Raw genomic sequence first — 19690 nt, forward strand, 5'->3', positions numbered from 1 at the left:
GCGCTTACTCGCCTTTGTTCTTGCCGAGATCGACGCCCAGCTGCTTGAGCTTGCGATACAGGTGCGTGCGTTCGAGCCCGGTCTTTTCCGCGACGCGCGTCATGCTGCCGTTCTCGCGCGCGAGGTGATACTCGAAGTACGCGCGCTCGAACGCATCGCGTGCGTCACGCAGCGGAATATCGAACGAAATCGACGCCGTCTGCGCCGACAGCATGCCGCCGCCCATGTTGTCCGCGGACATCATCGGCAGCGCCGCCGCCGATGCGACAGCCGACGCATTCCCCGCCATCGCCGGCTTGGCCGCCATGCCGCCCGCAGCGGGCGCTGCGCTGCCGCGCACAAGCCCCTGCTCGACGGCCTTCAGCAGCTTTTGCAGCGCAATCGGTTTTTCGAGGAAGTTGAGCGCGCCGATCTTCGTCGCTTCGACAGCGGTGTCGATGGTCGCGTGGCCCGACATCATGATGACGGGCATCGTCAGAAGCGCTTGCGCGGCCCACTCCTTGAGCAGCGTTACGCCATCGGTATCGGGCATCCAGATGTCGAGCAGCACCAGATCGGGTGCCTGACGAAGCCTGTAGTCACGTGCCTCCTGCGCGTTTTCCGCGACGTCCACGACATGTCCCTCGTCGCTCAGGATCTCCGAGAGCAATTCCCGGATGCCCATTTCATCATCTACCACCAGGATGGTTGCCATTTACGCTGCCCTTGTCTGCACTGTTGCTTTTGTCTTTCCCTGCGACGCACTGCCGTGCGCCGCCTGCGGCCCGCTTCCAGGCGCCGCAGCATTGTTATCTGCGAGTTGAAGGAAGAGGATTGAAATTTGCGCGCCTTCGATTACGTCGCCCGCTTTCAGACGGTTGCGTATATCGATTCGTGCGCCGTGTTCATCGACGATCTTCTTGACCATGGCCAGTCCGAGACCTGTACCTTTGGCCTTGGTCGTCACGTAAGGTTCGAACGCGCGCGTGAGGATGCGCGCGGGGAAGCCCGGACCATTGTCCGACACGGTCAATCGCACCGCGACGCTCACTTTGCCGTCTGCGTCGGGATCGCCATATTCTACTGTCCTCGTCTCGAGCAACACACGGGGGTGCTCGACATCGGCGACAGCATCCTGCGCGTTCTGCAGCAGGTTATGGATCACCTGACGCAATTGCGTTGCGTCTCCGCGTATAACGGGCAAGTCCGCCATTTCGACGACAATCGCGCTCTTGCCTTCTTCGATTCCATACAGCGTGAGCACTTCGCTCACGAGTTCGTTCAACTGCAGATTCGCGAGCACGGCAGGCGGCGTGCGCGCATAGTCGCGGAAATCGTCGACCATCTGCTTCATCGCCGCGACCTGATTCACGATTGTAGTGGCGCCACGTTTCAATACTTCGGCATCCGACGGCGCGAGCTTGTCGGAGAGCTTCATCTGCAAGCGCTCGGCGGAAAGCTGGATCGGCGTCAGCGGATTCTTGATCTCGTGCGCGAGACGCCGCGCGACTTCGCCCCATGCGATCGAGCGCTGCGCGGAGATCACGTCGGAAATATCGTCGAACACAACGACGTAGCCGGACGTCTCTTCATCGTCGCTGTCGCTGCCCGCCGCCGATACGAGCCGAGCGCCGCGTGCAAGCAGCGTCAGCGGATCGGTTTCGCCCGGTATTTGCAGGGCCATCTGCTGCTGCCAGTGGCCCGTATCGTCCTGACCGCCGCCCGCCGCTTCGAGATCGGCAAACGCCTTGCGCACCATCGCGCCGAATTCGCTCAACACGCCGATGCGATCGAGCGACGAGCCGAGCATCGACGCGAACGGCTGACGGAAGATGCGTTCCGCGCCGCGATTGACCGTCATCAAGCGGAACTGCCGGTCGAACACGAACACGCCCGCCGTCAGGTTCGCGAGAATGCTTTCGAGGTAAGCCTTCGAATGTTCGAGCGCGATGCGGTTGGCCTCGACGGCTGCGCGCGCTTCCGACAACTGGCGCGTCATCGCGTTGAACGACTGCGTGAGGAAGCCGAGCTCGTCGCGCGACTTGATTTCGCGCTTCGGCGTGTAGTCGCCTTCCGTCACTTCTTTCGTGCCTTGCGCGAGCAGGAAGAGCGGCCGCGCAAGCTGATTGCCGAGCGCGAGCGCGAGCATCATCGCGATGAAGGTCGCGAGAAAGAGCGCGAGCGTCAGCGTGCCGATGTACATCTTGCGCAAACCCGTGCGCCCGATCGCCTTCTCCTGGTACTCGCGATACGCGCGCTGCACGGCATCCGCATTGCGCGCCAATGTCTGCGAGACCGGCTGCGTGAGTTGCAGGAAGCGCTCGGTCGGCTGGAGCAGCGACGCGTTGCTGTCGGGAATGCGCTGCACGATGCGCAGACGCAATGCGCCCTTTGCGCCGCGCGCTTTCGGATCGCCGTCGACTTCGCCTTCGATCGATGCGAAGCCGCGGCCACGCGCCTGATCGATCATCATCGACGTCGGCAGGTCGCTCGGCACGAGCGATGCATAGTTGCTCGTCGCCTGCGCGACGACGTGCATGTCCGGCGCCGCGCCCGACATGCTGCGCGTCGGCTCGACGATCGTCGCGTCCTGCACGCCGAATTGATCGCGCAGACGCAGCAACGTGAGCGTCGTCCCCGCGGAATCGGCACTCGCAAGTTGCTCGGCCATCAGGCGGCCCTTGGTCTGCAGATCGGACAGCGACGCGTCGAGCATCCCGCGTCCGAGATTCAGCCCCGACGTGAGCGCGGTTTCGACGTTCACGTCGAACCACGACTCGATACTGCGCGACACGAACTGATACGACACGATGTAGATGATGCCGCCCGGCACCACGCCGACGAGCGCGAAGAAGAACGCGAGTTTCGCGAGCAGCCTCGTGCCGAATTTGCCCTTGCGTAATCGCGTGACAATGATCACCACGAGCACCGCGACGATCAGCATGAAGATCAGCGCAACCGCGACATTGGCCGCGTAGAGCCAGCCATAGTAGCGATCGAAGAACTCGGTGTTCGCGCTCGCCGCCGCGAGCAGCACGAGCAGCAGGACGGCCGTGACGGCCACCGTCGACACGAGCAACCGGACGACGATGCTGCTGACGCTGGTGGCGCGGCGCACTTTATTTAGCACGTTCGGTCACCGTGAAAGTAAAACGCTTCCAGTCGGAAGCAAGGTTCCAGTCGCGGTTGTTGACCGCGTCGATCTGGAACGGCTTGGGCATCAGTGCGATATCGAGCTGCATGCGCACCGATGCGTTGTACGTTTCTCCCGCATGAACCTGGTTGCGATCGATCACATGCCACGACGTGACATGCTTGATGACGGCGAGCGCCTCGTTGAGCGAGGCGAAGCCGAGTTGCAGGCCGCCCGTCGATACACGGTACTCGCGCGTGAGGGGCTGGAACGATAGTCGAATGCTTTGCGATACGCTCACCGGCTGTTCATCGAACCAGTACCAGCGCGGCCGGCTCAGTTCGAAGTCCGTTGTGAAGTAAAGCGGTATGCCCTTGTTGACGGCATCTTCGAGATTGCTGTTCAGCTCGAAGTCGAAGCGCGCGTCGAGGCTCCATCCGCTGCCGTCGGATTGCAGGGACGCGCGCTGCACGGCGATCGATTCGGCACTCGCCGGTCCGGCTGCCGTCAGGCAAAGTGCCAGCGCAATCCAGAGCGCGGCCGCAAGCCGTAGCGGAAGAAAGCGTTTGATGATCACCGTTTCTGAAAGCGCGCGTAGAAGAATCCGTCGTGGTCTAAGCTCGAACCAGTGCTTTGTCCGGCGCGGGAACCAGCCGAAACGTCGGCGGGCGCGCGGGCGACTGCTGGGAGCAGTTGCCCCGGCGCGTCCAATCGTACCGCATCCGCGTGTCGGTTTCCAAACCACTGGGCCTGCAACTCGCCTTCTTCGGGAAAGATCGAGCACGTTACGTACAGCAATTCGCCGCCCGGTTTGACGAGCGGCCACAGCGCTTCGAGAATGCGGCGCTGTTCTTCGACGAGCGAGGGAATATCCGACGCGCGGCGCAGCCAGCGAATGTCCGGATGACGGCGCACGATGCCCGACGCTGAGCAAGGCACGTCGGCGAGAATGCGATCGAATGGCTGATCGGCGGCGTCATGCCATTGCGTGGGATTGCCCGCATCGCCGATGCGAACATGAGCGTTCAGCTTCAGACGCTGCAGGTTTTCGCCGATACGCCGCGCGCGCGTCGCATCGCTTTCGAGTGCGATCAGGTCGATGTTCGCGAGTTCGAGCAGATGGCCCGTCTTGCCGCCGGGCGCCGCGCACGCATCGAGCACGCGCATGCCGTCGCGCACGCCGAGCCATTGCGCCGCGAGTTGCGCGCCCGCGTCCTGCACGGAGACGACGCCTTCGTTGAAGCCCGGAATGCGCTCGACGGGCATCGGAGCGTCGAGACGCACGGCGTGATCGCCGACCTGTGTCGCCGGAATCTGATGCTCGCGCAACGTTTGCAGATACGCATCGACCGTCGCGTGACGCGCGTTCACGCGCAGCGTCAGCGGACCCTGGCTGTTGCCAGCGGTGAGGATGTCTTGCCACGCATCGGGCCACGCTTTGCGAACGGCATCGATCCACCAGACGGGGTAGTTCCAGCGAGCGACTTCATCGTTCCGCGTGTCGGCGAGCAGCGTTTCGCGCTCACGCAAAAAGTTGCGCAGCACCGCGTTCACCAGTCCCTTCGCGAACGCAAACTCGCGCCGCGCGCCGATCGCGTCCACAGCCTGATCGACGACCGTGAAGGGCGCATACGCAGCGTTGCTCTCTTCATCGACGAGCAACGCGAGCGCACAGACCAGCACGTGTCCCACATGCGGCGGCGGAGGTTTGCGCACGAGCTTCGCGACCAGCCCCTCGGCCGTGCCGAGCCGGCGCATCGTCCGGTACGCGATGTCTTGCACGGCCCCACGCGACGCAGCCGCGACACCTTCCGGCAGCGACATGAAAATCGAATGCAGGGCTGCAGGCAGCGCAGCGCCCTGGCGAACGGCGCCGACGGCTTGGGCTGCGCAATCGAGCGCGAAGCCGAGCGATTCGGGCGCGAGATGCAACGTCGACAGGCGGGTGTCGCGTGAACGCGGTGGCGGTGAAATGGGACGCTGAGAAGGCTTTCGGGTCATGAACAGGCGGAAAACGAGCGCTTACGGAAAGTGTCGCGCAGACGCCACATTGTAACGTGACGCCGACCGTGGACCGGCGCGCGCGGCCTTCACGGTCTTCGAAAGCGCGTCTTTTCCTGATCGAGCCTTTCCCGAGATGGCGAGGATTTCGAGCCAGAAAGAAAAAGGGGCGAGTCGGTCTCGCCCCTCTTTGGCTGCCATCGCGGGATGCCCCACAGGACGATCCCGGCGTCAGTTTTATTCGAAGCGCCCCGTGTGGGCCATCTCCATCAGACGCGCAATGCGCTCCTCGGTGGACGGGTGCGTCGAGAACAGGTTCTGGATGCCGCCGCCCGACAGCGGATTCATGATCATCATCTGCGCAGTGGCCGGGTGCGCTTCGGCCGTCGGGAACGGGATGCCGTTCGCGTAGCGGTGAATCTTGTCGAGCGCCGACGCGAGCGCCTGCGGATCGCCCGAAATCTGCGCGCCGCCACGATCCGCTTCGAACTCGCGCGCACGCGAAATCGCCATCTGGATCAGTGCGCCCGCGATCGGCGCGAGAAGCGCAACGGCGATGCTCGCGATCGGATTGGCCGGACGGCCATTCTCGTCGCGACCGCCGAAGAACATTGCAAAGTTCGCCAGCGCGGAAATCGCGCCGGCCATCGTCGCCGAAATGGTCGAGATCAGGATGTCGCGGTGCTTCACATGGGCGAGTTCGTGCGCCATCACGCCGCGCATTTCACGCTCGGACAGCGCGCGCAGAATGCCCGTCGTCGCCGCCACGGCCGCGTGTTCGGGATTACGGCCCGTCGCGAACGCGTTGGGCTGGTCTTCGTCGATCAGGTAGACGCGCGGCATCGGCAGATTGGCGCGCGTCGCCAGTTCGCGAACCATCCGGTAGAACTGCGGCGCGCTCGTTTCGTCCACTTCCTGCGCGTTGTACATGCGCAGGACCATCTTGTCCGAAAACCAGTACGAAAAGAAATTCATCCCGAGCGCGATCAGCAACGCGAGCATCATGCCGCGCTGGCCGCCGATCATGCCGCCAATCACGACGAAGAGGGCCGTAATCGCGGCCATCAGCATCGCGGTTTTCACCCAGTTGAACATATCGAGAACTCCTTGCCCGTCACGCGGTTCGTTATTGCTGCCGCCAATTCGCGGCGAATGATTGTAAGCGAATTGTTAGATATGGACGAGCGGGAAAAATTCAATCACCGCGTTGCTGTGGCGAGCTTGATGCCAAGCCCCACGAATGCACTGCCGACGCCTCGGTCCAACCACTTCTTGATGCCCGGCTTACCGGAGAATTTGCGCGTGACGCTGCCCGCAATCCAGGCGACGAAGCTGTTCCAGACCATGCTCATCGCGACGAAGACAACACCGAGCGCCAGGAACGCGAAGGTCTTGTGATCGCTGCCTGCGGACACGAATTGCGGAAAGAACGACACGAAGAACAGCACGACCTTCGGGTTCAGCACGTTGGTCCAGAAGCCTTGCAGGAAAAGCTGGCGCAGCGACTTCGGCGCGCCGGTCGCGCGCGCGGCGCCTGCTGCTTCGGCAGCTTCCGGCTTCGTCAGGATGAGACGCACGCCAAGGTAGATCAGGTAGATCGCGCCGACGAACTTGATCACGGTGAACGCGGTGGCGGACGCGGCCAGCAGCGCCGTCAGCCCGAATGCGCAGGCGAGCGAGTGCACGCAGCAACCCGCCGAGATGCCCAGCGCCGACATCAGCCCCGCGCCGCGCCCTTGCGCGACGCTTCGGCCAACGATGTAAGCGGTGTCGGGACCGGGCGTGACGTTGAGCAGAAAAACGGCGGCGATGAAGAACTCGAAATGGGTAATGCCGAACATGGAAACCTCTTCAGGCAGGGTTGCATTGAAGATTCTAACGCGCCGCGCGAAGCCGGCGTGACCTGGCCGAATGGCAGATTGCGCCGCCGATAACCTGTCGCTTATCGTGGCTGCACGAGGTCGAAATGCTGGCCCGCCGCAAGCGTCGACCCAGCGAGGAAATCGCGCACGGCAAGGCGCTTGCCGCCTGGTTTTTGCAGTTGCGCGATGCGCAGAGCGCCCTCGCCGCACGCCACGACGATGCCTTCCGGCGACACATCGATGATCGTGCCGGGCTCAGCGTTGCGTGGCGCTTCGACGGCGCACGCCGACCAGATTTTCAGCACCGTCCCGTCGAGCGTCGCCGCGCCGCCGGGGAACGGATCGAACGCTCGCACCTGCCGCGCGAGTTCCGCCGCAGGGCGGCGCCAGTCGAGCGCCGCCTCGTGCTTGCCGATCTTCTCGGCATAGGTGGCGCCGTCGGCGGGCTGAGACGTCGAATCGAGCTTGCCGTTGCGCTCCAGTTCGATCAGCGCATCGACGATCAGCTTTGCGCCCGCTTCGGCCAGGCGGTCGTGGAGCGTCGCGGTCGTGTCGGTGTCGTGGATCGGCATGCGCGCTTCGGAAATCATCGCGCCCGTATCGAGGCCCGCGTCCATCTGCATCAGCGTGACACCAGTTTCCGCGTCGCCGACCTCGATCGCGCGATGGATCGGCGCGGCGCCGCGCCAGCGCGGCAGCAACGAAGCATGAATGTTGATGCAGCCGTGCGTCGGAATATCGAGCACTTCCTGCGGCAACAGCAGGCCGTAAGCAGCCACTACCATCACATTGTGCGGCGTGGCGCGCAACTGATCGATGGCAGCCGCGGCTTCAGCCGGAAATTTGCCTGTACGGCGCAACGAAGGCGGCTGCGCGACTTCAATGCCGTGCTCCTGCGCATAGCGCTTCACAGGGCTCGCCTGCAATTTCATGCCGCGGCCCGCCGGACGGTCAGGCTGGGTGAGGACGAGCGGCACCGGGAAGCCCGCCTCGTGAATCGCAGCGAGCGCCGCGGCGGCGAATTCCGGCGTGCCGGCAAAGATGACGCGCAACGAATGGCTCATGGCGTCACATCGCGTGCGCGAGCTTTTTCATCTTGCTCTTGATGCGCGTCTGCTTGAGCGGCGACAGATATTCGACGAACACGCGGCCCATCAGGTGATCCATTTCGTGCTGGATACACACGGCGAGCAGCCCTTCGCAGTCGATCTCGAACGTTTCGCCCTTCTCGTTCAGCGCTCGCACGCGCACTTTCTCGGCGCGCTCGACGTTGTCATAGATGCCCGGCACCGACAGGCAGCCTTCCTCGTTGATCTTCTTTTCGTCGCTCGACCAGAGGATTTCCGGATTGATGAACGCGCGCAGCTCGTCGTGCGCATCGGACACGTCGATCACGATCACGCGCTCGTGCACGTCGACCTGAGTTGCCGCGAGACCCACGCCGGGCGCGGCGTACATCGTCTCGGCCATGTCCGCGACGAGCTTGCGGATACGGTTGTCGACCTTTTCGACGGGCTTCGCGATCTTGTGCAGACGCTTGTCCGGGTAATTGAGGATGTTGAGTAAAGCCATGGTCCTGAAATTGATTGGGCGCCGACGCAGTGAAACACAGTCGCGCAATAGCCATTCGGCCAGGTTGTTCGCCGATCGCGACACGCACAGGATAGATGGTGACCGAACCGAATCGATTCAATGCCCAAACGCATGTCGGCCGGCGCGCGCGAACACCGCGCCGCAGTGGTTTCGGTTTATTTCGGATGATGAAAATTTTAGCATGGCGACCGCCACGCCGGTTGCCGCGCGCGAGGACGCAAGCGATGCAGACTCTTCCCCTCACTGACGACGAACTGTCCGCCTGGCTGCGGCTCTCGATGGCGCCTGGACTGAAGCCGGCGGCGCTGCGTCAGATGCTGACCGCCTTCGGCCTTCCGGACGCGGTGCTCGCGCAATCGTTCGCCGCGCTCGCTCAGGCAACCGACGAAGCCTCCGCCCGCGCCGCCCTCGCGCCGCGCGCACCGGACTTCGCCGCGCAGCTCGATGCGGTACGTGCATGGCGCGAACTGCCCGGCAACGCGCTCATCACGCTCGACGATCCCGTCTACCCGCCCGCGCTCCTCACCATGCCCGATCCGCCGCCGCTGCTATATGTAAAGGGACGCATCGAGTTGCTGCATGCACGCAGCGTCGCGGTCGTCGGCAGCCGAAGCGCGACGCCGCAGGGCCTGGAAGACGCCGCCCGCTTTGCGCGCACCCTGTCCGACGCGGGATTGACGGTAGTGTCAGGGCTGGCCTTGGGCATAGACGGCGCGGCACATCGCGGCGCGCTTCAGGGGCGCGGCAGCACGATCGCCGTCATCGGGACGGGCGCCGATATCGTCTACCCGCCTTCGCATCAGGCTCTCGCACAACAGATCGCCGAGCGCGGCGCGATCATGTCGGAATGGCCACTCGGCACGCCAGCCCGCTCCGCGCATTTTCCGCAACGTAACCGGCTGATTGCGGGGCTCGTGAGCGGCGTGCTGATCGTCGAGGCGGCCATGCGCTCGGGCTCGCTGATCACGGCCCGGCTTGCCAACGAAATGGGCCGTGATGTGTTCGCGATTCCCGGTTCGATCCACGCACCGCTGGCACGCGGCTGCCACCGGATGATCAAACAGGGAGCGAAGCTCGTCGAAACGCCCGAAGATGTGCTCGAAGAATTGGGATTCGCCATACCGCCGCCCGCGCCCGCACCTGTGCCCGCGCGTCGGCTGCGGGCCCTCCGGCAAACGCCTTCCGCCGACGAATCCACACGCCGTGAAGGCGATCACGGATTGACTGCCGAGGCGAGGCGCCTGCTCGACGCGCTGGGCCATTCGCCCGCGACGCTTGAAATTCTGGCCGAGCGCACCGAAATGGACGACACGCTGCTGCAAAGCACGCTGCTGCGTCTCGAGCTGGCCGGCGAACTGTGTGCGCTGCCCGGCGGCCGTTACGTTCGCGCTGCGCACAGTGCGTAACGCGTCGTGCTACATTCGCGCGAAATAACCCATGTCATGCCGAAGGAACCGCCATGCCCGCGTTTAACCTGGACACAGACTCGAAACGGATCGCTGAGCGCGTCAATGACCGCGAGACGCTTTTCGTTGCGTGCCTGTGCGCGGAATGGTGCGGCACCTGCCGGGAGTATCGCTTCGCCTTTGACGCGCTGGCGGACAAGCATCCCGACATTTGCTTTGCGTGGATCGATATCGAAACGCACGCGGACCGTTTTGACGACCTTGATGTTGAAAATTTCCCAACAATTCTTATCGAAGACGGCACGACCACCCGCTTCTTCGGAACGGTCTTACCGCAAGCGTCGATCGTCGAACGGATGCTCGTCGATCTGACGGCGCTGCCGGGCGTCAAAGGCGCGCCGAAAATGCGCCCAGCGTTGCTCGAAGCCTGATTCGTACCCGAAACGCAACAAATCACGCCTGTTTGCGCCACGCGCGGCCGCGGCGGGCGCGGCGGGCGCGGCGGCCGCCGGATCGGCACGGCGATTGCGGAAATCGCTGCCGGACGCGGCAAAAATCGCACGACGCGCCCTCGAAAGGCACGCCCGACAACGGCCGTCACACGCTTGCCCAATCGATCTGCGCGCAATTATGATGACCCGCTTTTTTGGGCCAACCGATTGCCGCTGCTGTGGCGTGTGCTATAAAGCGGTCGTTAATGGGTGCCAAACCCGGGCGGGAAAACCCGAGGTACCAACCCGAATCCACCAATTTATTTTCAGTCATGTCCAAAGCACTGATCATCGCCGAAAAGCCATCCGTCGCGAACGACATCGCGCGGGCTTTGGGCGGTTTTACCAAGCATGACGAGTACTTCGAGAGCGACGATTTCGTCCTCTCGTCAGCGGTCGGCCATCTGCTCGAGATCGCCGCGCCGGAAGAATATGAAGTCAAACGGGGAAAATGGAGTTTCGCCAATCTCCCCGTTATTCCGCCCCATTTCGACCTGAATCCGATTGCAAAAAGTGAATCCAGGCTGAAGGTGCTGAACAAGCTGATCAGGCGAAAAGACGTCGACCGACTGATTAACGCATGCGACGCGGGGCGCGAGGGCGAGCTGATTTTCCGCCTGATCGCGCAGCACGCGAAAGCGAAACAGCCGGTGCAGCGTCTGTGGCTGCAGTCGATGACGCCCGCCGCGATCCGCGAAGGCTTCGCGCAATTGCGCAGCGACGTCGAGATGCAGCCGCTCGCGGACGCCGCGCGGTGCCGCTCGGAAGCGGACTGGCTCGTCGGCATCAACGGTACGCGCGCGATGACCGCGTTCAACAGCAAGGGCGGCGGCTTCTTTCTGACCACGGTCGGACGCGTGCAGACGCCTACGCTGTCGATTGTCGTCGAGCGCGAAGAAAAGATTCGCCGCTTCGTGCCGCGCGATTACTGGGAAGTGAAGGCGGAATTCGTGTGCGGCGCGGGCTTCTACGAAGGCCGCTGGTTCGATCCGAAGTTCAAGAAAGACGAATTCGATCCGGAGAAGCGCGATTCGCGTCTCTGGAGCCTGCCGGCTGCGGAAACGATTGTCGCCGCGTGTCGGGGACAGCTCGGCAATGTGACGGAAGAATCGAAGCCGTCGACGCAGCTGTCGCCGGCTCTCTTCGACCTCACCAGTCTCCAGCGCGAGGCCAACGGCCGTTTCGGCTTCTCGGCGAAGAACACGCTCGGGCTCGCCCAGGCGCTGTACGAAAAGCACAAAGTGCTGACCTATCCGCGTACCGACGCGCGCGCGCTGCCGGAAGACTACCTGGAGACGGTCAAGCACACGATGGAGATGCTCAAGGAGAGCAACAACTATCTGCCGCACGCGAAACAGGTGCTCGACAAAGACTGGGTGAAACCGAACAAGCGCATCTTCGACAACTCGAAGATCAGCGATCACTTCGCCATCATCCCGACGCTGCAGGCACCGAAAGCGCTGTCGGAACCCGAGCAGAAGCTGTACGACCTCGTCGTCAAGCGCTTCCTCGCCGTGTTCTTCCCGGCCGCCGAGTACCGCGTGACCACGCGCATCACGGAGGTCGTCGGCCATCATTTCAAGACCGAAGGCAAGGTGCTCGTCGAAGCCGGCTGGCTTCAGGTGTACGGCCGCGAAACGGGCGGCGAAGACGCAAACCTCGTCCCGGTGAAGAAGGACGAGAAGGTCAAGACGGACAAGATCGCCGCGCAGCAACTCGTCACGAAGCCGCCTGCACGCTACAACGAAGCGACACTGCTCTCGGCAATGGAAGGCGCGGGCAAGCTCGTCGAAGACGACGAACTGCGCGAAGCGATGGCCGCGAAGGGGCTTGGCACGCCGGCCACGCGCGCGGCGATCATCGAAGGTCTGCTCGGCGAAAAGTATCTGGTCCGCGAAGGCCGCGAGCTGATTCCGACCGCGAAGGCTTTCCAGCTGATGACACTCCTGCGCGGCCTTAGCGTGAAGGAGCTGACCGCGCCTGAACTGACGGGCGAATGGGAATACAAGCTGTCGCAGATGGAGCGCGGCAAGCTGCCGCGCGACGCGTTCATGCAGGAAATCGCCCGCATGACGCAGACCATCGTCAAGCGCGCGAAGGAATACGATTCGGACACGATTCCCGGCGACTACGCGACGCTGCAAACGCCTTGCCCGAATTGCGACGGACAGGTGAAGGAAAACTACCGCCGTTTCGCCTGCACGAAATGCGAGTTCTCGATCTCGAAGATTCCGGGCGGCCGGCAATTCGAAATCGAAGAAGTCGAAGAGTTGTTGCAGAAGAAGGAAATCGGGCCGCTGTCGGGTTTCCGCAGCAAGATGGGCCGGCCGTTTTCCGCGATTCTCAAACTTTCGTTCGACGACGAAACGAAAAACTACAAGCTCGAGTTCGACTTCGGTCAGGATCAGGGCGGCGAAGACGGCGAAGCACCGGACTTTTCCGAGCAGGAGTCAGTCGGCGCATGTCCGAAGTGCGGCGGCAAGGTTTTCGAGCACGGCATGAGCTACGTGTGCGAGAACTCGGTCGCGAATCCGAAGACGTGCGATTTCCGTTCAGGCAAGGTCATCCTGCAACAGGAAATCGCGCGTGAGCAGATGGCCAAGCTGCTGCAGGACGGACGCACCGACTTGCTGACGAATTTCAAGTCGTCGCGCACGGGCAGGAACTTCAAGGCTTATCTCGTCAAGCAGAGCGACGGCAAGATCGGCTTCGAGTTCGAAAAGAAGGAACCGAAGGAAGGCGCAGCCAAAAAGGCAGCCGCGAAGTCCGCGGGCAAGGCAGCGTCCGCCGCCGCGGACGCCGATGCGGAGGCCGCGAACGAGGCACCCGTGAAGAAGGCAGCGGCAAAAACGGCCGCCGCCAAGAAAGCGCCTGCAAAGAAGGCCGCCACCAAGACGGCAACGAAGACCGCAACGCGCAAGACTGGCTCATAAGGCCCGCGCGGTTCGCACCGCAACCGTCCGCGCAACAAAAAACGCAGTCAGCCTTAACAGGCGACTGCGTTTTTTTATCTTCCGCGACAGCATGCCGCGCCTTTGCGCGGCATGCTCACTTCAACAAACCCGCACCATTCCTGAGTCAGTGCGTAGACGAGGCGACGCTGCGCGCGCGGTTCATCGTGCGCGTCGACGGCTTCGCTGGAATATCGGCGTCCAGCAGGCTCGACAGCGGCTCGGCGCCATCGAACGCTTCGGGCGGCATCGACATCGCCGCGGACTCCAGCATCGCCGGCGTCCGGTCCACGCCATCCTTGACCCACTGCTCGCCAAGCTGGCTGTTCGGCGTCTGGTTGAAATGCTCGACGAGGTGATCGATGAACGTGCGAACCTTGGCCGGCAAGTGGCGACGGCTCGGATACGCGATATTGATTTCGACCTGCGGCAGACGATAGTCGCTCAACAGACGCACCAGCTTGCCGCGCGTCGTATCGCGGCCGATCAGGTAGCTCGGCAGGATCGCGATGCCCATGCCAAGCAGCGCGAACTGACGCAGCATTTCCGTGTTGTTCGCAACGATCACGTTCGTCGGACGCACGCGCACTTCGCCGTCCGGGCCCGTGAACACGCGCTCGTCGCCCCAGTATTCGGACGGCAGCGACAGGCACGGATGCTCCAGCAACTGCTCCGGCCGCGTCGGCGTGCCGTGCTTCTCCAGATAAGCCGGCGTCGCGCAGACGGTCATGCAGCCAGTCGTCAGACGGCGCGTCACGATGCTCGCGCTGCGCATATGGCGCGCGATGACGACGCCCACATCAAAACCTTCTTCGACGAGATCGACCTGACGATCGACCAGCGTCACATCGGGAATCACCTTGGGATAGCGCTCGGCATACGTCTGTAGCACGGGCGCGAGATTGTGCAGCCCGAACACGACGGGCGCGACGATGCGCAGCGTGCCGACGGGCTCGTGATTGCGCGCGACGACCATCTGTTCGACGTCCTCGAGCTCGTCGAGGATCTGGCGGGCGCGTTCCAGATAAACCTGTCCGGATTCGGTCAGCGAAAGACTACGGGTGGTGCGGTTGAGCAGTCGGGTGCCAAGACGGCCTTCGAGATCGGCGACGTGACGGGTAGCAACTGCGTTTGAAATATCCATCGCGCTAGCCGCGCGGGCGAAACTTCCGAGATCCGCCACCTTGACGAATACTCGCATCGACTGCAAATGATCCATGGACAACTCCTGCCGTATTACAGCTCCCCTCGGAACAGGAAGCACACTTGGAATTTTCCTACGACCAGGGAAATCCTGCAGAAGTTGCCCAAGATTCCGGAAATTTTATAAAAATTCGAGTCAATATCTTCGGGGGCGGAATAGCGAACGGTCGATTGTTCCTCTCCGCGAAACAATTTGCTGCGTTGCGTCGAAAACGTCCAAAAAGTGTGAATAGCGAAAGCGCCACGGCGGCGGCACCAATGAGGTCGAAAGCATCGCTGCGGGCCGCGTGAGGACATGAAAAAGCCGCCCGAAGGCGGCCTGAACGTATGTCAGTGAGCACTCACGTGGCTACGCGACGAACTTTTTCTCCAGCGCGCTCCGCGTATCTTGCAGTGCCGCAGGCAGCCCCTGCTTCAGCTTGTCGAACAGTTCGGCGTGCAACTCCAGTTCCTTGCGCCACGCCGCGTCATCGACGGAAATGACCTTCTCGAACTGCTGGCGGGTGAAATCGAGTCCGCTCCAGTCGATGTCCTCGTAACGCGGCGAGATGCCGAACGCGTGCTCCTCGCCCTGTGCCCGGCCCTCGATCCGGTCCACCATCCAGCGCAACACGCGCATGTTCTCGCCGAAGCCGGGCCACACGAATTTGCCGTCGTCGCCCTTGCGGAACCAGTTGACGCAGAAAATCTTCGGCGCGCGCGCGCTCATCTGCTCGAGTTTCGCGCCCGTTTTCAACCAGTGGCCGAAGTAATCGCTCATGTTGTAGCCGCAGAACGGCAACATCGCGAACGGATCGCGGCGCACGACGCCCTGCTGGCCAGCCGCCGCAGCCGTCGTTTCGGAGCCCATCGTCGCGGCCATGTAGACGCCTTCCACCCAGTCACGCGCCTCCGTGACAAGCGGCACCGTCGTCGAGCGGCGTCCGCCAAAGACGAACGCATCGATCGGCACGCCCTCGGGGTTTTCCCAATCGGCGTCGATCGAAGGACATTGCGAAGCGGACGCGGTGAAGCGCGCATTCGGATGCGCTGCCTTGCGGCCCGTTTCCTTCGCGATCGCCGGCGTCCAGTCCTTGCCCTGCCAGTCGATCAGGTGCGCGGGCGGTTCATCCGTCATGCCTTCCCACCAGACGTCGCCGTCGTCGGTCAGCGCGACGTTCGTGAAGATCACGTTTTCCTTCAGCGTCGCCATCGCGTTGAAGTTCGTTTTCTCGCTCGTGCCCGGCGCAACGCCGAAATAGCCGGCTTCCGGATTGATCGCGTAGAGGCGCCCGTCCTTGCCCGGCTTGATCCACGCGATATCGTCGCCGATCGTCGTGATCTTCCAGCCGTTCATCCCTTCCGGCGGAATCAGCATCGCGAAATTGGTCTTGCCGCACGCCGACGGGAATGCGGCCGCGACGTGATGCTTCTTGCCTTCCGGCGACGTCACGCCGAGCACCAGCATGTGTTCGGCGAGCCAACCCTGGTCGCGGCCCATCGTCGACGCGATGCGCAGCGCAAAGCACTTCTTGCCGAGCAGCGCGTTGCCGCCATAGCCCGAACCGTAGCTCCAGATTTCACGCGCTTCCGGGAAATGGACGATGTACTTCGTGTCGTTGCACGGCCAGGGCACGTCTTTCTGGCCGGCAGCGAGCGGCGCGCCGACGGAGTGCACGCACGGCACGAACTCGCCGTCCCCGCCGAGCACGTCGTACACCTCGCGGCCCATGCGCGTCATGATCCGCATGTTCGTGACGACGTACGGGCTGTCCGTCAGTTCGACGCCGATATGCGCAATCGGCGAACCGAGCGGCCCCATCGAGAACGGCACGACATACATCGTGCGGCCGCGCATCGCGCCATCGAACAGGCCGTCGAGCGTCGCGCGCATTTCGGCGGGCTCGATCCAGTTGTTGGTCGGACCGGCGTCCTCGCGGCGCTTCGAGCAGATGAACGTGCGGTCCTCGACGCGCGCGACGTCGGATGCATCGGAGCACGCGAGGTAGGAATTTGGCCGTTTGGCCGGATTGAGCTTTATGAGGGTGCCGGCTGCGACCATCTGTGCTGACAGGCGGTCGTATTCCTCCTGCGATCCGTCGCACCAGACAATCCGCTCCGGCTTCGCCAGCGCCGCGATGCGCTGCACCCACTCGATCAGTTTTTGGTGTTTGACCCAGGCAGGCGCCTCGACGGTTGATTGGCCTGCAAATGCGGGATGATTCATCGAGCTGTCTCCGTTTTGGTAGAAGAAGAAAAACGGTGCTAGCCCAGCGACGCTGCATGCGAGAGGCGGCAATCCGCGCACGAGATTTTTCTGCGCGCGATAGTGCAGGTCGTAGGGGCCTTTGCAGCCTGTCGCAGGCACGTGAAACCGTGTGTAAAGCGGCTTGCGTGGACATGCAACAAACTGTTAAAAACTGGGGAACTTGCCCTACCATCGTGGCTCCGTCATAGCGGGTCCTTGTACGGTACGGCATTCAATACAAGCATCATGTGGTCCAGGTCACATGATGGGACACCCAAACAGACACTCCGTTCCGCACCTGCGTGGTGCGCCGCAAAACACATACGCCATGAAGATTGCCATCCTTGACGACTATCAAGACGCCGTCCGCAAGCTCGACTGTTTTCAACTGCTCGCCGACCACGAGGTCAAGGTTTTCAACAATACCGTGCGCGGCCTCGGTCAGCTCGCCAGTCGTCTGTCAGAAGTCGACGCGCTGGTCCTGATTCGCGAACGTACCCGCATCAGCTCGCAACTGCTCGACAAGCTTCCGCATCTGCGCATGATCAGCCAGACGGGAAAGGCAGGAAGCCATATCGATATGGCGGCCTGTACGGAACGCGGGATTGCCGTGCTCGAAGGCGTCGGGTCGCCCATCGCTCCTGCCGAACTGACGTGGGCTCTCATCATGGCCGCGCAGAGACGGATTCCGCAATACGTGGCAAACCTTAAGCAGGGGGCATGGCAACAATCGGGCCTGAAAACGTCGGCGCTGCCGCCGAACTTCGGTCTGGGTCAGGTGTTGCGCGGACAGACCCTCGGCATCTGGGGTTACGGCAAGATCGGTCGGCTCGTCGCCGGATACGGCAAGGCGTTCGGCATGAACGTGCTGATCTGGGGCCGCGAGCATACGCGCGAAGCGGCAGTCGCCGATGGCTACGCGGTCGCGGAAAGCCGTGAAGCGCTGTTCGAGCAGAGCGACGTGCTGTCGCTGCATTTGCGTCTGCACGACGACACGCGCGGCATCGTCACACAGGACGATCTGTTGCGCATGAAACCGACCGCGCTCTTCGTCAATACGAGCCGCGCCGAGCTGCTGGAGGAAAACGCGCTGATCGGCGCGCTGTCGCACAACCGGCCGGGCATGGTCGCCATCGACGTCTACGAAAGCGAGCCGATCCTGCAAGGCTACAGCCTGCTGCGGATGGAAAACGTGATCTGCTCGCCGCACATCGGCTACGTCGAAAAGGAAAGCTACGAGCTCTACTTCAGCGCGGCGTTCAAGAACATTCTCGCCTTCGATCAGGGCGACACGTCGAGCGTCGCGAATCCAGAAGCGTTGCAGGGCGGCCGCCGGAAGTGAGTTGCGAGTTGCGCGGTCCGTTCGCGGGCCGCCGCGCTGACGCGAACGCTTCAATCGTGCGCGGCGGCGTCGAGCAGTTCCGGAATCCGTTGTAGAAAATGCTCACCGTCTGCGCGACCGAGATTGTAGGCGTGCTGCATCTGTGACGGACTCGTGTAGTCCCAGCTCGAAATCGGCACCTTGCACGACGGCTGGACATACAGCCGCTGCTGCGCGCCGTTCGGCACGACGAACATCTGCGGGCGCGGATAAAGGCGCGTCACCATCACCAGCACGTTGCCGGGCGTCGGATCGAGCGCGCCGACGGGCACGTTGTCGACCATCCCGCCATCCAGCACAGGCCGCCCGTTGCGGCGCAGAACGGGCGTGAACGGCGGCGTGCAAGACGACTGGAGAATCAGGTCCGCGAGTTCGTCGACGCTCGCGCAATCCTGCGCGCGCACGAATTCCGGATGAAAGCCGAGCGTCTGACCGAGCGTCGGATGCAAGGTCTTGCGGATGTATTTCTCGATGTTGTACGCGATCAGCCCGGCGGCGACGGCGCTGCGCGCGCCCAGCCAGCGCGGCACATGCGACACGCCGATGCGTATTTCAGGCGCCTTCGCCAGCTGCGAAAACTTCTCGCCGTAGATATCGAGCAGCGCCTGACGGTAGATCCGGTAGTGCGGAAACACCGACTCGCCGCGCAGCAGGTTGCCCCAGTAGGCGTTCTTCGTATTGTTGCGCAGCGCGGCTTCGTAATAGCGCATCACCCAGTCGGCGTCGCGCGTGTAGAGCATGCACGCGGTGGCTGCGCCCGCCGAGATGCCCGCGATTACGCGCGGCCTGATGTCCAGTTCCGGCTGCACGATGTCCCAGAAGCCTGCTTGCCACCAGCAGCGGTTGCCGCCGCCGGCGAATACGACCTGATCGAACATCCGTTGATTTCCTTCCGTTGCCGAGGCGCGCGTTCGCGCCGTCGGCGGGCGCGCTGTCGCAATCGAGCAGCTCAGTCGAGCAGCGCGTAAGTCGTGGTGGCATGCACGGCCATTTTGCCGGCCTCGTCGAACAGCTCGACTTCGCCGAAGACGAGATTGCGGCCCATCCGAAGCACGCGCGCCGTGATGACGACATCGCCCTTGCGGACCGCGCGCATGAAGCTGATGTTCAGCGAGACGGTCGTCATCGGCTTGAATCCGCCGAGCGCGGCGGAAATGGCGACGACCATCGCCGTATCGGCGGCCGCCATGAAGACCTGTCCGCAGATCACGCCGCCGCTGTGCCGGAGCTCGCCCGAAAACGGCAGCGTCAGCGTGGCGCTTTCGTCGTCCACTTTTACTGGGGTCATCGACAACGCCCGCACCCACGGCGCGAGCACTCGATCGAGCAACGCCCGGACTTCGTTTTCGTCCATCATGATTTCCCGTTCGGGCCACGCGGAACGCCGCGTGGCATGGTGTCGCGACATGATACCGGGACGAACGCCCGTGCGCTTCGATGGTGCTTGCGGTGGCTTTCGTCCG

17 protein-coding genes are annotated in these 19690 nt (G+C 63.0%); 5 read left to right on the plus strand and 12 right to left on the minus strand.

Annotation, left to right across the window (positions count from 1 at the left end):
- Positions 1-4: 4 nt before the first annotated feature.
- The 8 genes from esaR to def all read right to left on the minus strand — a co-directional run bounded on the left by esaR (position 5) and on the right by def (position 8547).
- Positions 5-694, minus strand: a complete 690-nt coding sequence (gene esaR / locus GCT13_RS25210; RefSeq protein WP_152762735.1) for a response regulator transcription factor EsaR — start codon at positions 692-694, stop codon at positions 5-7.
- On the minus strand, positions 695-3109 hold the full coding sequence (locus GCT13_RS25215; RefSeq protein ID WP_321574610.1) for a sensor histidine kinase: 2415 nt from the start codon (positions 3107-3109) through the stop codon (positions 695-697).
- On the minus strand, positions 3099-3689 hold the full coding sequence (locus GCT13_RS25220; protein ID WP_321574612.1) for a DUF4390 domain-containing protein: 591 nt from the start codon (positions 3687-3689) through the stop codon (positions 3099-3101). Before GCT13_RS25220 ends, GCT13_RS25215 begins: the two co-directional genes overlap by 11 nt.
- Complete coding sequence (gene rsmB / locus GCT13_RS25225) at positions 3686-5113, minus strand: 16S rRNA (cytosine(967)-C(5))-methyltransferase RsmB (protein WP_152762737.1); 1428 nt, start codon at positions 5111-5113, stop codon at positions 3686-3688. Before rsmB ends, GCT13_RS25220 begins: the two co-directional genes overlap by 4 nt.
- A 237-nt stretch (positions 5114-5350) precedes the next feature.
- Positions 5351-6208, minus strand: a complete 858-nt coding sequence (htpX, locus tag GCT13_RS25230) for a zinc metalloprotease HtpX (protein ID WP_152762739.1) — start codon at positions 6206-6208, stop codon at positions 5351-5353.
- Positions 6209-6312: 104 nt separating this feature from the next.
- Positions 6313-6954, minus strand: a complete 642-nt coding sequence (locus GCT13_RS25235; protein WP_152762741.1) for a LysE family translocator — start codon at positions 6952-6954, stop codon at positions 6313-6315.
- A 101-nt stretch (positions 6955-7055) separates the two neighbouring features.
- Positions 7056-8039 carry a methionyl-tRNA formyltransferase gene (gene fmt / locus GCT13_RS25240; RefSeq protein WP_152762743.1) on the minus strand — a complete coding sequence of 328 codons (984 nt, stop codon included), beginning with the start codon at positions 8037-8039 and terminating at the stop codon, positions 7056-7058.
- 4 nt (positions 8040-8043) lie between these two features.
- The gene (gene def / locus GCT13_RS25245; protein WP_152762745.1) at positions 8044-8547 is read right to left on the minus strand and encodes a peptide deformylase; all 504 of its coding nucleotides are present in this window, start codon (positions 8545-8547) and stop codon (positions 8044-8046) included.
- 245 nt (positions 8548-8792) lie between these two features.
- Between def and dprA the strand changes: the two genes are divergently transcribed.
- The 3 genes from dprA to GCT13_RS25260 all read left to right on the plus strand — a co-directional run bounded on the left by dprA (position 8793) and on the right by GCT13_RS25260 (position 13398).
- Positions 8793-9974, plus strand: a complete 1182-nt coding sequence (dprA, locus tag GCT13_RS25250; protein ID WP_152762747.1) for a DNA-processing protein DprA — start codon at positions 8793-8795, stop codon at positions 9972-9974.
- A gap of 53 nt (positions 9975-10027) precedes the next feature.
- Positions 10028-10405: a thioredoxin family protein gene (locus tag GCT13_RS25255; protein WP_152762749.1), complete on the plus strand. Its 378-nt coding sequence runs from the start codon at positions 10028-10030 to the stop codon at positions 10403-10405.
- A gap of 332 nt (positions 10406-10737) precedes the next feature.
- Positions 10738-13398, plus strand: coding sequence for a DNA topoisomerase III (locus GCT13_RS25260; protein WP_152762751.1), 2661 nt, complete (start codon positions 10738-10740; stop codon positions 13396-13398).
- A gap of 145 nt (positions 13399-13543) precedes the next feature.
- On the opposite strand, the gene GCT13_RS25265 is transcribed toward GCT13_RS25260, so the two are convergent.
- Entirely contained in the window at positions 13544-14635 is a 1092-nt protein-coding gene (locus GCT13_RS25265; protein ID WP_152762753.1) for a LysR family transcriptional regulator, read from the minus strand.
- Positions 14636-14682: 47 nt separating this feature from the next.
- Between GCT13_RS25265 and GCT13_RS25270 the strand changes: the two genes are divergently transcribed.
- Positions 14683-14910: a hypothetical protein gene (locus GCT13_RS25270; protein ID WP_152762755.1), complete on the plus strand. Its 228-nt coding sequence runs from the start codon at positions 14683-14685 to the stop codon at positions 14908-14910.
- A 58-nt stretch (positions 14911-14968) separates the two neighbouring features.
- On the opposite strand, the gene GCT13_RS25275 is transcribed toward GCT13_RS25270, so the two are convergent.
- On the minus strand, positions 14969-16825 hold the full coding sequence (locus tag GCT13_RS25275; RefSeq protein WP_152762757.1) for a phosphoenolpyruvate carboxykinase (GTP): 1857 nt from the start codon (positions 16823-16825) through the stop codon (positions 14969-14971).
- 349 nt (positions 16826-17174) lie between these two features.
- On the opposite strand from GCT13_RS25275, the gene GCT13_RS25280 reads away from it, so the two are divergent.
- Positions 17175-18188: a D-2-hydroxyacid dehydrogenase family protein gene (locus tag GCT13_RS25280; RefSeq protein WP_152762759.1), complete on the plus strand. Its 1014-nt coding sequence runs from the start codon at positions 17175-17177 to the stop codon at positions 18186-18188.
- A 50-nt stretch (positions 18189-18238) separates the two neighbouring features.
- Here GCT13_RS25280 and GCT13_RS25285 read toward each other — a convergent pair whose 3' ends face one another.
- On the minus strand, positions 18239-19105 hold the full coding sequence (locus GCT13_RS25285) for a patatin-like phospholipase family protein (RefSeq protein ID WP_152762761.1): 867 nt from the start codon (positions 19103-19105) through the stop codon (positions 18239-18241).
- 71 nt (positions 19106-19176) lie between these two features.
- Positions 19177-19581, minus strand: a complete 405-nt coding sequence (locus GCT13_RS25290) for a PaaI family thioesterase (RefSeq protein ID WP_087732290.1) — start codon at positions 19579-19581, stop codon at positions 19177-19179.
- Between the last annotated feature and the right edge of the window lie 109 nt (positions 19582-19690).

The organism is Paraburkholderia franconis (genome assembly GCF_009362735.1).
In the GTDB taxonomy this organism is placed as follows: domain Bacteria; phylum Pseudomonadota; class Gammaproteobacteria; order Burkholderiales; family Burkholderiaceae; genus Paraburkholderia; species Paraburkholderia franconis.

Coding starts and splice junctions, on each gene's coding strand:
- GCT13_RS25280 (WP_152762759.1), top strand. CDS start 17,175: ATGAAGATTGCCATCCTTGACGACTATCAAGACGCCGTCCGCAAGCTC.
- GCT13_RS25290 (WP_087732290.1), bottom strand. CDS start 19,581: ATGGACGAAAACGAAGTCCGGGCGTTGCTCGATCGAGTGCTCGCGCCG.
- GCT13_RS25235 (WP_152762741.1), bottom strand. CDS start 6,954: ATGTTCGGCATTACCCATTTCGAGTTCTTCATCGCCGCCGTTTTTCTG.
- GCT13_RS25260 (WP_152762751.1), top strand. CDS start 10,738: ATGTCCAAAGCACTGATCATCGCCGAAAAGCCATCCGTCGCGAACGAC.
- GCT13_RS25285 (WP_152762761.1), bottom strand. CDS start 19,105: ATGTTCGATCAGGTCGTATTCGCCGGCGGCGGCAACCGCTGCTGGTGG.
- dprA (WP_152762747.1), top strand. CDS start 8,793: ATGCAGACTCTTCCCCTCACTGACGACGAACTGTCCGCCTGGCTGCGG.
- htpX (WP_152762739.1), bottom strand. CDS start 6,208: ATGTTCAACTGGGTGAAAACCGCGATGCTGATGGCCGCGATTACGGCC.
- def (WP_152762745.1), bottom strand. CDS start 8,547: ATGGCTTTACTCAACATCCTCAATTACCCGGACAAGCGTCTGCACAAG.
- GCT13_RS25255 (WP_152762749.1), top strand. CDS start 10,028: ATGCCCGCGTTTAACCTGGACACAGACTCGAAACGGATCGCTGAGCGC.
- rsmB (WP_152762737.1), bottom strand. CDS start 5,113: ATGACCCGAAAGCCTTCTCAGCGTCCCATTTCACCGCCACCGCGTTCA.
- GCT13_RS25275 (WP_152762757.1), bottom strand. CDS start 16,825: ATGAATCATCCCGCATTTGCAGGCCAATCAACCGTCGAGGCGCCTGCC.
- esaR (WP_152762735.1), bottom strand. CDS start 694: ATGGCAACCATCCTGGTGGTAGATGATGAAATGGGCATCCGGGAATTG.
- fmt (WP_152762743.1), bottom strand. CDS start 8,039: ATGAGCCATTCGTTGCGCGTCATCTTTGCCGGCACGCCGGAATTCGCC.
- GCT13_RS25265 (WP_152762753.1), bottom strand. CDS start 14,635: ATGGATCATTTGCAGTCGATGCGAGTATTCGTCAAGGTGGCGGATCTC.